This window comes from Dyella sp. 333MFSha (genome assembly GCF_900102405.1).
Taxonomy (GTDB): domain Bacteria; phylum Pseudomonadota; class Gammaproteobacteria; order Xanthomonadales; family Rhodanobacteraceae; genus Luteibacter; species Luteibacter mycovicinus.
On the sequence record NZ_FNBR01000001.1, the window covers coordinates 1,287,585 to 1,303,153 of the forward strand.

Consider the following 15,569-nt stretch of genomic DNA (forward strand, 5'->3'; position numbering starts at 1 on the left):
ACGTCGTCCGGCCGGTGTTGGCCGGTACCCGATTGTCACTATCCATGTTGCAGTAGCGCGTCAGCCCCGTGTGACCACCCCGGAATGCGACGCGGCGCACAGCCAGGCCCGCTCAACGCGCATGACCCGACCCGTCTTGTATCGCCCCGACCGTTTCTTCAGCGTGCCGCGTCCGTCACACGCCAGACCGAGTCACCGACATCATCGGCGATCAGCAACGCACCGTCCTTGTCCTGCACGACGCCCACAGGCGCGCCATACAGCTGCTTCTCGTCGCTGGAGTAGAAGCCACTCACGACGGTCTCCGGCTTACCTTCCGGTTTGCCATCCCTGAACGCGACGAAGACCACTTCGTATCCGCTCAACGGCGAACGATCCCAGCTGCCGTGCTCGCTGATGAAAGCGCCGTTGTGGTACTTCGCAGGCAAACCGTTGCTCTGCGTCAGAAGCAACCCGAGCGGCGCCACGTGCGAGCCGATGGCGTAGTCCGGCCTGATCGCCCTGGCCACGAGATCGGGCCGTTGCGGTTTGACCCGCGTATCGACGTGCTGGCCGTAATAGCTATAGGGCCAGCCGTAGAAACCGCCTTCCTTCACCGAGGTGAGATAGTCGGGCACGAGGTCGGCGCCGATTTCATCGCGTTCGTTGACGATGGCCCAGAGCGAGTTGCTCACGGGGTCCCACTGCAAACCGGTGGGATTGCGCAGGCCCGCGGCATAGATGCGACTCGCCCCGGTGGCGACATCGACCTCGAGCACATCGGCACGCCGGTATTCGATATCGAGGCCGTTCTCGGTGATGTTGCTGTTGGAGCCGACGCCGACGTAGAGCTTCGTGCCGTCCGGGTTGGCCTGCAGCGCCTTGGTCCAGTGATGGTTGATCGTGTTCGGCAGATCGGTGAAGTTCGTCGCCGGCACGGTGATCCGCGTCTGCCCTTCCTGGTAGGGATAGCTGACGATGCCATCGGTGTTGGCGACGTAAAGCGTGCTGCCGATCAGCTGCACGCCGAAGGGCGAATTCAGCCCTTCGAGAAATACATGCTTCTCCCACGGTCCCGACGCGCTCTTGCGCAACAATGTGATGCGATTGCCGCCCTTCCCGCCTTTGCCCGACTGGTTCTTCACCTTGCTGGCGATCAGCTGCTTGGGTGTGGTCACGGGCTCGCTGCCGGGACCGTTGGACTCCACGACCAGCACATCGCCGTTCGGAAGCGTGTACAGCTGCCGCGGGTGCATGAGGCCGTCGGCGATGCGTTCGATCTTCAGGCCGGCCGCTACCCTCGGCGCCTGCCCCTGCTTCCAGCCCGCCTTGTCCGGTACCTGCATGGGTGGCACGAGAAAGTTTTGTGCCTTGGGCAAGGTCGGGTCGGTGCCCGACTGTTGGGGTGGCTCGAAGGAAGCCTTCTCGCTGCACGCGCCGAGGGCGACGACACAGGCCAGCGCCAGCGCGTTGCGACAGATGTACTTAGTCATGGGCCAGCACTCCCCGGTCGGATGTCCGCACCGCGACCACGATGTGCCCGATAGCGAGCAGCAGAACGGTGACGGCGGAGAGCCATACCCCTTCCGGGATGACCGCATACGCGTCACGGCTGTGAACGAAGGCGTTGAAGATCGCGGCGACGATGGCCACGAGGTTGAGCCAGAAGTCGAGTCGCTCACCGCGCACGGCGGCGTGACGGGAGGTGATCCAGACCTGGGTCAGGTTGACCAGCCGCGGTACGATCGCGAACAGCAGGCCGAATACGATCAGCCAGGCGGCCCCCTTCATCCAGAGGATCACGCCGGTGCGGGCGTAGACGATATCGAAAATCAGTGCCGCCACGAAGCATCCGAACGGTATCGGATTGAGCAGGCCGTAAATGGCATTGGCCACCACGTTGCGACGTGGCAGGACATGAGAATGCATGGTGACGATCTCCCTGGACTGGTGGAGCGGACGAAGCCTCCGTTCCGCATGCTGATCCGGGCGATGTCTAAGCCGCGTCTGCTCCTGGCACCCCCTTCCCCCGAAGACCCGTGGCAGGCGATCATCCGCAAGAAATCACAGGGGAGTTCGGCATGTCGGAGCACGGCCAGTATCAGCAGCTCGAGCGGCTGACCTTTTTTTCGGACGCGGTGTTCGCCATCGCCATCACCTTGCTGATCATCGAGGTGCACGTGCCTCATCCGGAGTCGCGTACGGACCAGGCCTGGCTACAGGCTCTGGTCGACCTGATTCCGCAGCTGGCGGGTTTCTTCCTCAGCTTCATCGTCGTCGGCGCGTTGTGGGCCGCGCATCACCGGGTGTTCGGGCTGTTGCGCCGTTACGATCCCTCGATCGTGTGGCCCAACCTGTTCCTGCTGATGGCGATCGCCTTTACACCGTTTTCAACGGCATTGATGAGCGCCCATCCGGTGGAGCGCGTGCCGGAAATCTTCTACGCCACGAGCCTGCTGATCGCCGGCCTCCTGCAGTACCGGCTGATTCGCAAGGCACTGCGCGCGCCTTATCTGGACCCGTCGGTGGACGCGGAAACCGTGGCCATGCTGCGCCGACGCAGTCTGGCCATGCCGTGCATGGCTGTGCTGGCCGGCGTTCTCGCCTTCTGGTGGCCGGGGCGCAGCAACCTCCCGCTGCTGCTTACGCCTTTGGCGGTGATGTTGTTTGCCCGGATGCGTTCCCGGAGGCCGACGGCGGCGCCTTGACCGGCACGCAAGCGCCGGACGCATCCACGCGGCGCACGACGCAGGCCTCGGGATGCGTGGCGGCGGCCACGTTATAGGCGGCTATCCGGTCTTCCCGCAGCTGGGGCGCGGGCGACGGATCGTTCGATTCCTGAGACATGAGCGTGATCTCCCAATCCGCCGGTACGCCCGGCTGCACTGACGCTGCGCGTAGCCGCGTTACGCCACCGTTACCCTCCCGCATAGATCACCTGCACCCGATGCTCGGCTCCGTCATCCTTCAGGGCCAGGGTTGCGCCACAGGCCACCCCGTCCAGCAAGAGGCTCGCCGGTTCACCCTCGTGTGCACGACGCAGGTCGATGACGTAGGTCGCTCGTCCCTGGCGGTAGCGCACGGTATAGCCCGGCCAGGCCGCCGGAACGCGAGGCACGATCCGCAACCGGCCACCGTCGAGATGGATACCCAGTAACGACTCGACGATCAGGCGGTACATCCAGCCCGCCGACCCGGTGTACCAGCTCCACCCACCCCGTCCCGTGTGCGGCGCAACGGAATAGACGTCCGCCGCGATGACGTACGGTTCGATCTTGTAGCGCCCGATCGCGGCGGCGTCCCCGGTATGACTGGCAGGATGGATCATCCTCGTCAGTTCCCACGCCCGCTCGTGGTTGCCCATGTGCGCGAAGGCCATGGCGGCCCAGACCGCGGCGTGGGTGTACTGGCCGCCGTTTTCCCGCACGCCGGGCACGTAGCCCTTGATGTAACCGGGATCCATGGCCGACGTGTCGAACGGCGGATCGAGCAGGCGGATCATGCCCGGATCGTCGAGCACCAGATACCGGTCCAGCGACGCCATCGCACGTGTTCGCCGGTCGTCGCCGCCCACGTCCGAAAGGACCGACCAGCTCTGTGCGATCGCATCGATCCGGCATTCGTCGTTGCCTGCGGAGCCCAGCGGGGTGCCATCGTCGAACCAGGCGCGCCGGTACCAGTCGCCGTCCCAGGCGCTCGCTTCGAGGGATGCGGCCAGCGTGTCGGCCCCCGCGACGCATTGCCCGGCGAACGAGAGGTCACCGCGCTGACGAGCCACCTGTGCGAACTCGCGCAGCACATGGACGAGGAAGAAGCCAAGCCAGACGCTTTCGCCCCGCCCGGCCTCGCCTACCTTGTTCATACCGTCGTTCCAGTCGCCGCTGCCCATCAGCGGCAGGCCGTGGACGCCACGCGGCGCGGCGTGTTCGAGCGCCCGGACGCAGTGGTCATAGAGCGACGCCCGCTGGCCCGAAGGCCGGGGCTGATCGTAATAGGACTCTTCCCCGGGGCGCAGCGGACGGCCTTCGATGTACTCGACGGACTCGTCGAGTACCCCGGTATCGCCGCTGGCCTGCACGTAGCGGCTGGTGGCCAGGGGGAGCCAGAGGTAATCGTCCGAACATCCCGTACGCACGCCGCGACCGCCGGGCGGATGCCACCAGTGCATCACGTCACCCTCGACGAACTGATGCGCCGCGCACATCAGCAACTGCGCCCGGGCCATGGCCGGCGCCGCGTGCTGCGTCGCCATCGAGTCCTGCAACTGGTCGCGGAAACCGATGGCCCCGCCGGACTGGTAGTAACCGCTGCGGGCCCAGAGGCGACTGGCGATGGTCTGGTAGAGCAGCCAGCCATTGGCGAAGACGTCGATCGACGCATCGGGCGTGGCGACCTGGACCGCACCGAGGGTGTCGCTCCAGTGGCGGCGAACGGCGGCAAGGGCGGCGGTCGCCGAACCGGTCTGCCTGAAGCGCTGGACCAGCGCACGCGCGTCGGGTTCGCTGGCGCCCATGCCGAGCCGGAAGATCACGTCACGGGATTCGCCCGGCGCCAGGACGACGAAACTGCGCAATACGCCGCAGGGGTCCAGTCCCGCTCCGACGCGGTTATGCCAGCCCGGGCGGCGCATGCCCAGCGGCGCGCCCGCGTGGCCATTGCGCCCGAGAAAGGCGGTCCTGTCGCCACCGACGTCGCGGTCGGGGTCTTCGACATCGAAGAAGGCGACGCGTCCCGGAAAGTCGCTGTTGTAGGCATTTCGTGCGAACAGCGCGCCGGTCATCGAATCGATCTCGGTGACCACGTGCATCGCGCTGCTCTCGCGCACGTCGCCCAGCAGCCATTCGACGTAACCTGTGATCGACAGGCGCCGTGACTCGTCACCGTCGTTGGTGAGAGTCAGGACCTGGAATTTCACCGACGCGTCGATGGCGACGAACACCGCCAGGCTTGACGAAACTGTGTCCTCCGCGTGGTCGAACACGGTGTAACCGAAGCCGTGCCGCGTGGTGTATTCACCCGCCCCCCGCATGGGTAGCGGCGTCGGCGACCACGTATGACCGGTGGCCTCATCGCGCAGGTACATCGCCTCGCCGCAGGCGTCTTCGACCGGGTCGTTCTGCCACGGCGTCAGTCGGCAACCGTGCGCGTTCTCTGCCCAGGTATACGCGCTGCCGCTTTCGGAGATCACCGTGCCGAAGTCCGGATTGGCGAGCACATTGCACCAGGGCGCGGGCGTGACCGCACCGGGAGCAAGCGTTATCACGTACTCGGTACCGTCGGTCGAGAAAGCGCCCTTCGGTGCCGAAGGGGCGACCGGCTCGATGACCGGATGACGCGGCCAGCTGGCCGGCTCCGCGGGGACCGGGTGAGCGCCCAGCCGGTGACGCTCCATCTGCTCCTGCAGGGAACCCAGGCTGTCCACCACCACGATGGAGGCGCTGGCTTCCATCACCAGTCGATCCTCGAACGACAAGGGCTGTGCCGCGCGGATGTAGACGCCGCCGGGGCGGTCGAGCAGGTTGGCTTCGGCGCCCGAGGCCAGCAGGCCGGTCAGCGCGTCGTGCAACGTCTGTCGGTATCCCGTGCTGTCCTCGTTCCAGATCACCAGGTCGACCATGAGACCGCGGAGGCGCCAGTAGGCGGCCGCGCGGATCAGATCGCGGGCGATATCCAGACGCGCGATGTCAGCGATGCGCAGCAGGACGATCGGCAGGTCGCCCGACACGGCTTGCCCCCACAGCCCCGACTGGCCGCGCCGGTTTGCCGCGATCAGGCCCGGCTCGGCGCGCAGGGCAAGGTTCGGATAGAGGATCGATGTCGCCATGTGCTCGTACAACTGGGCGTCGGCAAGCGTCGAGTTGGCCTGACGCAGCAACACCTGGCTGCGTGTCCATGCGAGGTCGAAGACGCGGTCGGACAGGTGCCGGTCGCGATACTTCTCGATCAGGCGTACGCAGCCCTCGCGCACATCCGCGACGCCGGTGACGAAGTCGAGCGTCGCCGTCTGGTCGGGATCGAGCGTCACCCGTACCCGGATGGCGACGATCGGATCGAGCACCGCGCCGTGAATTCCCGACAACGTGTCGCAGACAGCGTCCAGCGCGGCCGGTTGAGCCGTGGTCCGGCCTCGCCCGATGAAGCGGGCGCGGTCGGTCTCATACGAGATCGCATCGACATCCGCATCGTGTACCGCGACCAGATGGCACATCCATGGCGGGACTTCATCCGCCGAGCGCGGACGCCGTGTGCAGATGAGTGCCTGCAGGCTGGGCACGATCTCGGTCGTGACGAAGAGTTTGCTGAAGGCCGGATGGGCCGCGTCACCGCGTGGATCGGCCAGCACGACTTCGGCATAGCTGGTCAGTTCGATCGTACGACGCGTGCGGCCGCGATTGGTGACGCGGGTACGCCGCAGTTCCATATCGTCCTCAGGCGAGACGACGATCTCCGTATGGGTCTCGAAGCCACGTTGACGTACGCGGAACTCCGCGCGCGACTCGGCCAGAATGGCCTCGAAGTGGTCGGTCTGTCGTGCGACCGGCTGGTAGGCCGTCGACCACACGTCACCCGAGTCGGGATCGCGCACGTAACAGAACATGCCATGACGGTCGCGGGTGATGTCCTCGCGCCAACGGGTCAGCGCCATGCTGTCGCGTCGACTGTACCCACCACCGGCGCTGCTGACCATGACGTGATAACGGCCATTGGACAGCAGTTGCACCGCCGGCCGCGGACGGTCCGGATCGGTAAACAGGCGCAGCCGGGCTTCCGGTGTCGCGGGTGCGGGCGCGCCCTCGCCCAGCCCGACGGCGTGCAGGTACTCCGATGCCGAGCGCGGCACACGTTCCTGCAACAACAGGCTCGTCGCCATGACCCGCGGATCGGCTTCGAAGCGCTTGCGCATGGGCTGTCCGAGCAGCACATGCCCGATCGACAGCAACGACATGCCCTGATGATGGGCCATGAACTCCCGCACGATCGCCGAGTGCTGTCCCGGCGGCAGGCGCGATGGCGTGTAATCGACGGCTTCGTAGAGGCCGAACCGACCGGCTACGCCATCCGCGGTCAGCCGCTGCAGATTGCCGGTGGCTGCCGCCGGCGCAACCATCAGGGCCAGCACGGACGCATAGGGGGCAACGACGAGGTCGTCACCCAGTCCACGTTTGAGACCCAGACCCGGCACGCCGAAGGCCCGGTACTGGTAGGTGAGCTGCGCGTCGACGGCGTTGTATCCGGATTCGGACACTCCCCACGGAAGGTTGCGCTGCTTGCCGTATTCGATCTGGCGCGCGACCGCGGCACGACAGGTCTGCTCGAGCAGGCTGCCTTCGTAGGTCGGCATGACCAGCATGGGCATCAGGTACTCGAACATCGAGCCCGTCCAGGACAACAGCACCGGCAGACCGCCGGCATTCGTCAGCAGGCGGCCCAGCGAGAACCAGCTCTCCTGCGGTATCTGCTCCTGCGCGATGGCGACGAACGTCGTAAGTCGAGCCTCGGAGGCCAGCAGATCGTAGAACGAGTTGTCCAGCACGCGACGTTCGACATCGAAGCCGATCGACAGCAGGCGGCGGTTGTCGTCATAGAGGAAGGCGTGATCCATGACGGCCAGGTCGCCGGCCAGCGCCGCCGCCGCGGTGAGCGCGTCCAGACGCGTGGCGGCGCGCGCGGCGCGCGCCCGGTCGTTCGCGTCGGCCGCGATCTCCGCCAGCGACGCGATGCGGTCACCGACGATGTCGGTATGCCATGCCTGGGCTTCGTCCAGGAGATCGTCGCACTGCGCGGCGATCCGGGACAGCCAGAAACGCGTCTCTTCCGTGCCCTCGTTCGCATGGCGACCCACGAGCCCGTCCAGCCGCTGTCGCTGCGCGGTGGCGAAGACGAGCACATCGGTCGGCGTCATGGGGGGGCTGCCCATCGCCTGCACGAGCTGACCCGACCAGTCGTCAAGGTCGGCTCGCCACGCGCCGCCGGCCTCTTCCGCGAGGATTCCGACGCTATCGGCCAGGCCGGCGATCGACGCCACCGAAAAAACCGGTGCGTCCGCGATCGCCAGCAGCCCCCGCTGCAACGTAAGCAGATGGCCGGCGAGGTTTCCGCTGTCGACGCTCGACACGTAGAGCGGATGCATCGGCGTACCGTGCTCCGTGTCGTACCAGTTGTAGAAATGGCCGCGATATCGCTCGAGATCGCGCATCGTGCCAAGCGTATGGCCAAGACGTTCGACCAGCGCCCCCGCCCCGAGATAACCGAAATCGTATGCGGACAGGGCGGAAAGCAGCCCCAGGCCCATATTGGTCGGCGACGTGCGCCTCGCGACGCGGGGCGCCGGCATCATCTGCACGTTATCCGGCGGCAGCCAGCGATCGTCGGGCCCCATGTACGTTTCAAAGAAAGCCCAGGTGCGGCGGGCGAGATGACGCAGGAACGTCCGGTCCGCGTCCGTAGGCGCATAGACTTGCGCGCTCTGCGCGCGGCTGACCCACCAGGCGAACGGTGGCGAGGCCAGCCAGAGCAGGAGCAGCGGGAACGCGACGGGCAACGCGGCCGGTCGTACGGCCACGAGCGCCGCCGTCACGCCGAACGCCACGGCCGGACCGGCCCACAGTGCGCGCCACGGAATCGTATGCGTGCCGCGACCCTGTCGCTCCACTTCGCCGGACGATCGCCATTCGAGCAGATGCGTCCGACTCACCAGCACACGCCAGAGCGATCTCGCGATCGCATCCACGCTCAGGCGAGCTTCGTGCGGCAGCCATGCGACGGCCAGGCCGAGGCGTGCCACATGCTGTCCCGCCGCGTCCAGGGCGACGCGGCCGTGCACCGGCCAGGTCACATCGTGTGGCTTACGAATCACGTCCATCAGCACGTGGAGCAGAACCGGTACGAACAGCATCGACAGGACCGCGATAGTCCACGTCGCGACGGGGCCGATCCACAGCCAGCCGCCCACCAGCAAGGCCAGGGCGGCCGGCGACACGAGGCTGCGGCGCAGGTTGTCGAAGATCTTCCAGCGCGACAGGCTGCTCAGATCGTTGCGAACCCATCCATGAACGCTGGGCACCGTCGGCATCAGCCAGGGCAAGAGCTGCCAGTCGCCACGGGTCCAGCGGTGCCTTCGCACGCTGTCATCCGCGTAGCGCCCCGGAATCTCCTCGAAGACGAGGACGTCGCTGAGCAGCCCCGAGCGCGCGAAACAGCCCTCGATCAGATCGTGACTGAGTACGCGTTCGTCCTTGAGGCGCCCGGCCAGTGCACGCTCGAAGGCATCGATGTCGTAGATGCCCTTGCCCGTGAACGAGCCTTCGTGGAAGACGTCCTGGTAGACATCGGACACGGCACGCGTATACGGATCGACACCGGCATCCGCACCGTACAGGCGTGCATAGACCGAGCGCGCCTGCGCCGGCAGTGCGATACCCACGCGCGGCTGCAGAATGCCGTAACCCGACACCACGGTGTTCGACGCGTCGTCGAACACCGGGCGGTTCAGCGGATGATCCATCGCCGCCACCATCAGATGAGCGGCGTCGCGCGGGAGCTGCGTATCGGTGTCCAGCGTGATGACGTAACGGACGGGGGGAAGATCCGCGATTCGTCCGACGATGAGCGCGAAGCGTTCCGCGCCTTCGCCGCGCAACAGCCGGTTCAGTGCGGCGAGCTTGCCGCGTTTGCGGTCGGCGCCCATCCAGCGTCGTTCCGTCGCGCTCCATTCCCGGGGGCGATGAAACAGATAGAAACGGTCCGCTGCCACCGATGGATACCGGGCATTCAGTGCCGACACGCGACGTCCCGCGTACGCGAGGATCGCCTCATCGTCCGGGAGCGCGGGCCGATCGGCATCCAGAAAGTCGGTGAGCAAGGCGAAATGCAGCGCATCGTCGCGATTGGCGAGGAAACGCACCTCGAGTGCATCGACGACCTCGTCGACGTCCTCCACACTGCCGAGCAGGGTCGGCACGGTGACCATGGTTCGCGCTGCCGCGGGCATGCCGGACGCATAGTCCATACGAGGCAGGTAATCGGGCGATGCGATCAGCGACGCGCCGAGGTTCAGAAGGCTCAGGCTGAGCTGGCTTGCAACGAGCAGACACCCTGCGCCGAGCAGCATCCACACCCAGGCTGACGCCGAAACGACCGCCGCCGTCGCCACCAGGCCAACGGTGAGCGCGGCAGTGAGCAGGAGAAACACGGTGAACGACACCGCGAACGGTGCGCGTGTGAAGGCGCGAGCGCACCGTGTTTTCCAGCCCCGGCTTGCGCCGAGCGCACGCTCGAACTCCGTTGCCCCCGCGCCGACCAGATAGAAACCGACGTGCCGCCGGGTCGTATCGTGGGCATCAGCCGCCTGCGCCAGGCATGCGGCGTGCACCGCACGGGCGGTATCCACTTCGCTGCGACGTGTCGAACGCGCCAGGCGCTCCACCGCATGGCGATAGCGATCCCGGCTGGTGAAATCCATCGCGGGATAAACGCCGGAGGGATCGTCGCGAAGCGATGCCTCGACCAGACTCGCGTGTTCGACGAAGTCGCGCCAGTCCACCGTCGCCAGCGAACGGAGGCTGCCGATGCTGTTGCCGACCGACACCTGGTGCATCGCCTGCTGCTGCGATTCGGCCTGCACGAGGTAGTCGATGCTGCGGCCCGATTCCGCGAGCCGCTGCTCGACCCAGCCCAGCGGCATGGCCAGTGCCGGCCCCTGCCCCTGTAACCGGCGCACCAGCTCGGCCACGAACGGTGCACTCATCACCGGGGCGGAGCGCGCCATGTCGGCGACCACCAGCACCACATTCTTTGGATCGTCGGCCGCCATGCGCGTCATGGCATCCGCCCAGCGCGTGGCGCGTCGCCGACGCGAGCGGTCCTGGGTGACGCGGACAGCGATGCGACGCAGATTTTCGATCAGCGCGAGCCGCAGCATGATCGGCACCGCCCAGAGTTCGCCCAGAGTGAGCGGCGCGACGGTCTGGTAGGCATCGAGGAAACGCGCCAGGCCGGCGGCGTCGACGCGTCCATCGCCGTGGGAAATGACTTCCAGTGCGATGTCGTAGACGCGGGGAAGACCATGGGATGCGCCGCCATCGAGCTGGACGAGTTCGCGACTGTATCCTTTGGGAAAATCCTTGTTCGCGCTGCGGATGTGCTCTTCGATCAGGTAGAGGTTGTCCAGCAGCCACTCGCCGGCGGGCGTCGCGCTCTCCCCGCGACGTGCGGCCACCATGAGGCCGCGGCACGCCCCAAGGATCACCCGTTCGTTGTCGGCAAGACGAGGAAGCAGCCATTCGGGTAGCCGGCGCGCAGCCAGACGATGCCTGGCGGCGAGTTGCGCGCCGTAAGCCTCGAGTTGTTCGGCATTGAAGAGTTCGGCTCGTAAGGCCGGCTCGCGTTCCGCGCCCGCGGTTTCCCGGACGCGCTTACGCCGGAAAAGGTCTATAGACCCGCCGTTAACATCGCGACGAAATGCATGAGCTGCTCCCGATGCGGCCGGTGGACCGCCCATAACCGCCGAGTGTGCGCCGCTGACGGGCCGAGCGCCATCACCAGCGCGAAGATCGCCAGGTGTGCGTTGCTGCGGTGCGGAAGCGATCTTGCCGAATACGCGCGTATACACGACACACACATCGGAGTGGTGACCATGCAGTGCAGCAATTAGTGACTGCGGAATGAACCATTCATTAGTGGTGCGTGTAGATAGGCCGACACGAATATAACGAATTACTAACGTATTTGCGTTCTAACGGCCCCATAAGCGATGGTTCCTTGACGCAGGTCGCAAAACTGGCGGTTTTCACTTTGAGGCCTACGCGACCCCGTCTAAGCTGAAAGTCCTTCGGCGCGGATCAGTGGTACGCGATTGGCATCGAAGAAGGCGAAGGACATCGTTCTTTCAACGAATGGCGTCGACATCGGCATCCCCAACGGCCGCCCGTCGACGCCCGCCTGAGGTTTCATCCTACGCATCCAAGGGGGTGTGTCATGCGCCAGCTGTGTGCCGGTGCATGGAGATGTGTGCGTAAAACGCTGGAAATACAGAAATTTGGCTGGCCGTCTGCTTTTCGGCCCATTCATTCTCGCTCCGGTATAAACGCTTAGACGTCCAATTCATCTCCAGGAAACACGCGGCCGCATGACGACGAAGATTGAGCAGGCACATGATGACGACACCATCGATCTCAACGCGTTGTTCGGTACGCTGCTCGATCACAAGTGGCTGATCGTTGCAATCACGGGGGTCTTCTTCGTGATCGGTGTGCTGTATACGCTGCTGGCGACGCCTATCTATCAGGCCACCGCCGTGGTGCAGGTCGAGCAGAAGACGCCGAGCCTTCCGGGGCTGAGCGACCTTTCGCAATCGCTAGGCACGACCGCATCGCAGGCCGTCACCGAGATCGCGCTGATCACCTCGCGCCTGGTCGTCGGACAGACGGTCGACGACATGCGACTGAACGTGCAGGCGTTGCCGCAACGCATGCCGGTGATCGGTGACTACCTCTCCCGTGGGCATAAACCCGGTCAGCTGGGCAAGCCTCGCTTCGGACTCAGCCGCTATGGCTGGGGCGGCGAGGTCGTCGACATCTTCAAGCTCGATCTGCCCGATCCGACCATGGGCGGTAAGTTCGAACTCCGCGCCGAAGACAATCATCAGTTCAGCCTGTACGACGACGATGGCAAGCGTGTGGCGCAGGGCGCCGTCGGTCAGCTGATCAACGGCAAGGGCGTGACGGTGCAGATCCGTCAGCTGGTGGCCAACCCCGGGACGCGCTTCGACGTCGTCGTGCAGCCCGCGCTGACCACGACGACCAAGCTGCAGACCGATGTCGTCGCCCTCGAACAGGGCAACGACTCCGGGATCATCGGACTGACCTATAACAACGCCGATCCGGAGCTGGCGCGGAAGGTGCTGGAGCACGTCACCACCGCGTATGTCCGGCAGAACGTCGAGCGCAACTCCGCCGAAGCCGCCAGCCAGTTGCAGTTCGTCAAGGACCAGCTGCCCAAGGTGCGTCAGGACCTGGACAAGGCACAGGCCGCGATGAACGCCTTCCAGACACAGTCCCACTCCGTCGATCTGAGCATGCAGACCAAGGGCCTGCTCGATCAGATCGTCGGTGTCGAGAACAACATCCAGCAGTTGCACATGCAGGAAGCGGACATCGATCGCCGCTTTACGCATGACCACCCTGCCTACAAGGCGCTGCAGCAGCAGATGGGCCAGCTGCAGGCACAGAAGGACAAGATGCAGAAGGAGGTCGGCGCCCTGCCCGACACCCAGCAGCAACTGCTCAAGCTCAACCGGGACGTCCAGGTCAGCAGCAATACGTACACCAGCCTGCTCAATCAGGCGCAGCAGCTCGACATCGCCCGCGCGGGCACCGTCGGCAACGTGCGTATCGTCGACAAGGCGGCGGTGGATCCCAACGTTCCCGTGCAGCCGCGCAAGGCGCTGATCGTCATCATCGCGACCTTCCTCGGTGCTTTCCTCGCCCTGGCCTTTGTCTTCCTCAAGCAGATCCTCAATCGTGGCATCGAAGACCCTGCGCTGATCGAAGACCTTGGCCTGCCCGTCTATGCGTCGGTGCCGCTCAGCTCCGGCCAGAGCGCGCGTTCCATCCGCACCCGGCACAAGCACGGCGCGCGTGGCCCCCTGCTCGCCATCAGCGACCCGGCCGATCTGGCGATCGAATCCATCCGCAGCCTGCGCACCAGCCTGCACTTCGCCCGGCTGGAAGCGAAGAACAACATTCTGATGATTACCGGCTCCAGCCCGTTCGCCGGTAAAACCTTCGTCTCGGCGAACCTCGCCGCCGTCATTGCCCAGGCGGGGCAGCGCGTGCTGCTGGTCGACGGTGACATGCGCCGCGGCACGTTGCACCAGTTGCTCGGCGTCAAGACGGGACGCGGACTGTCCGATCTGCTGGTCGGCAAGACCGAACTGGCGGAGGTGGTGCAGAAGGGTCCGACGGAGAACGTCGACTTCATCAGCCGCGGCCAGGTGCCGCCGAATCCGTCCGAACTGCTGATGCATCAGCACTTCACCCGCTTCATCGAGGCCGTGGTGCCCGCCTATGACCTCATCATCATCGATACGCCGCCCATCCTGGCGGTGACCGATGCGGCGGTGATTGGCCATCACGTCGGAACCAGCCTGCTCGTGGCGCGTTTCGGTCTCAACAAGCAGCGCGAGCTGGCACTGGCCAAGCAACGCTTCGAACAGAACGGTGTCGAGCTGAAGGGTGCCATCTTCAACGCGGTGGAAAAGCGCACGGCGGGCTACTCCGAATACGCGTACTACAAATACAAGGCCGATCCGGCTTGAACCGCCCCGCTACCACGGGGCCCAGCATGAAAAGAGCACTATGTCGCGCATCCTGATCGTCGGAAATCACACGTGCGGCAACCGGGGCGACGGCGCCATTCTGCGCGGCCTTCTGGAATGTCTGGCGGAGGCGCTGCCGGGGAGCAAGGTCGATGTGACCAGCCGCTTCCCGACCAGCTCCGAATACCTCATCGGGCGTCGGTTGCTGCCCGACACGTTGAACGCCTACTACAACGAAGCCGCGAAGAAGCGCTTCGGTGGCCTGCGGCCGAAGGTACTGCGCCGCCTTGTTCCGCGCATCCTGCACGGGCATCTCATGGGGCGCTGGTGGGCCCGCTGGGTGAAGCTGCCCCAGCGCCATCGCGAGACCATCGAGTGGATGAAAGGGTACGACCTGGTCATTCAGGTCGGCGGTTCGTTCTTCGTGGACCTGTACGGCCCCACGCAGTACGACCAGTCCATCTGCGCCCTGCTGGCGGGCCGTCCGGTCTACATGATCGGCCACAGCGTCGGGCCCTTTCAGCAGCCGTTCTTCCGGCAGATCTCCGAAGACGTCATGACCCGGGTCAACGCAGTCGCCCTGCGTGAGGAAGTCAGCGCGCGTTATATGACCGAGGGGCGCATCCCGCAGGACAAGGTGCGCTGGACGTCGGATACCGCGTGGCTGGTCAATCCGGGGGTCAACGAGCCCGTCAATACCGCGCAGCCGACGGTGGCCGTGACCTTCCGTGAGCTGGCCCCGTTCGACAAGCGTCTGGGCGTGACGCAGGCCGAGTACGAAACGGCGTTCGCCGAGCTGCTGGATGCCGTGATCGAAGCGGGCTACCGCGTCGTCGCCTACTCCACCTGCACGGCCATCGACGGCTACCCCAAGGACGACCGCATGGTCGCTCTCAAGGTGCGCGCGCGCCTGCGCCATCCGGAGTCCTTCCATGTCGAGATGAACGAGCTCAACGACGTCGAGATCGGCCGCCGCCTCGCCACCTGCGTGCTCACCATCGGCACGCGGCTGCACAGCGCGATCATGTCGATGAACTTCGGTACGCCATCCGTGGCGCTCAATTACGAGCACAAGTCCGAAGGCATCATGAAGCGTCTCGGTGTGGACGACCTGGCCATTCCCGTCAAAGCCCTGCTCGACGGCAGCCTGCGCACGAAGGTGCTCGCGTTGCTGCAGGACGAGACCTTGCGGCCACGCGTCGCCACGGCCGTCGCCCGCGAGAAGGCGTTCGCCCGTGAGTCGGTGCTGGCGACGCTGGGGATCGGAGCCTGA

At 65.6% G+C, this 15,569-nt stretch carries 6 protein-coding genes; 3 read left to right on the forward strand and 3 right to left on the reverse strand.

What is annotated here, in order from left to right; genetic code table 11:
* Window positions 1-158 precede the first annotated feature (158 nt).
* Window positions 159-1,472: a PQQ-dependent sugar dehydrogenase gene (locus BLT40_RS05615; protein WP_090352098.1), complete on the reverse strand. Its 1,314-nt coding sequence runs from the start codon at window positions 1,470-1,472 to the stop codon at window positions 159-161.
* On the reverse strand, window positions 1,465-1,908 hold the full coding sequence (locus tag BLT40_RS05620; RefSeq protein WP_090352100.1) for a DUF2231 domain-containing protein: 444 nt from the start codon (window positions 1,906-1,908) through the stop codon (window positions 1,465-1,467). The genes BLT40_RS05615 and BLT40_RS05620 overlap by 8 nt, the downstream gene beginning before the upstream one ends.
* A 152-nt stretch (window positions 1,909-2,060) precedes the next feature.
* Here BLT40_RS05620 and BLT40_RS05625 point away from each other — a divergent pair, with 152 nt between their 5' ends.
* Window positions 2,061-2,687 carry a TMEM175 family protein gene (locus BLT40_RS05625; protein WP_090352102.1) on the forward strand — a complete coding sequence of 209 codons (627 nt, stop codon included), beginning with the start codon at window positions 2,061-2,063 and terminating at the stop codon, window positions 2,685-2,687.
* A 209-nt stretch (window positions 2,688-2,896) separates the two neighbouring features.
* Here BLT40_RS05625 and BLT40_RS05630 read toward each other — a convergent pair whose 3' ends face one another.
* Window positions 2,897-11,479 carry a GH36-type glycosyl hydrolase domain-containing protein gene (locus BLT40_RS05630; RefSeq protein WP_090352103.1) on the reverse strand — a complete coding sequence of 2,861 codons (8,583 nt, stop codon included), beginning with the start codon at window positions 11,477-11,479 and terminating at the stop codon, window positions 2,897-2,899.
* 627 nt (window positions 11,480-12,106) lie between these two features.
* On the opposite strand from BLT40_RS05630, the gene BLT40_RS05635 reads away from it, so the two are divergent.
* Window positions 12,107-14,296 carry a polysaccharide biosynthesis tyrosine autokinase gene (locus tag BLT40_RS05635; RefSeq protein WP_090352105.1) on the forward strand — a complete coding sequence of 730 codons (2,190 nt, stop codon included), beginning with the start codon at window positions 12,107-12,109 and terminating at the stop codon, window positions 14,294-14,296.
* 40 nt (window positions 14,297-14,336) lie between these two features.
* Window positions 14,337-15,569 (forward strand): colanic acid biosynthesis pyruvyl transferase WcaK, encoded by a 1,233-nt coding sequence (gene wcaK, locus BLT40_RS05640; RefSeq protein WP_043693909.1) that lies wholly within the window; start codon window positions 14,337-14,339, stop codon window positions 15,567-15,569.

What these genes read in the sequence shown, in the direction of transcription:
- BLT40_RS05615 (WP_090352098.1), bottom strand. Translation starts at nt 1,472, where the DNA reads ATGACTAAGTACATCTGTCGCAACGCGCTGGCGCTGGCCTGTGTCGTC.
- BLT40_RS05620 (WP_090352100.1), bottom strand. Translation starts at nt 1,908, where the DNA reads ATGCATTCTCATGTCCTGCCACGTCGCAACGTGGTGGCCAATGCCATT.
- BLT40_RS05625 (WP_090352102.1), top strand. Translation starts at nt 2,061, where the DNA reads ATGTCGGAGCACGGCCAGTATCAGCAGCTCGAGCGGCTGACCTTTTTT.
- BLT40_RS05630 (WP_090352103.1), bottom strand. Translation starts at nt 11,479, where the DNA reads ATGGGCGGTCCACCGGCCGCATCGGGAGCAGCTCATGCATTTCGTCGC.
- BLT40_RS05635 (WP_090352105.1), top strand. Translation starts at nt 12,107, where the DNA reads ATGACGACGAAGATTGAGCAGGCACATGATGACGACACCATCGATCTC.
- wcaK (WP_043693909.1), top strand. Translation starts at nt 14,337, where the DNA reads ATGTCGCGCATCCTGATCGTCGGAAATCACACGTGCGGCAACCGGGGC.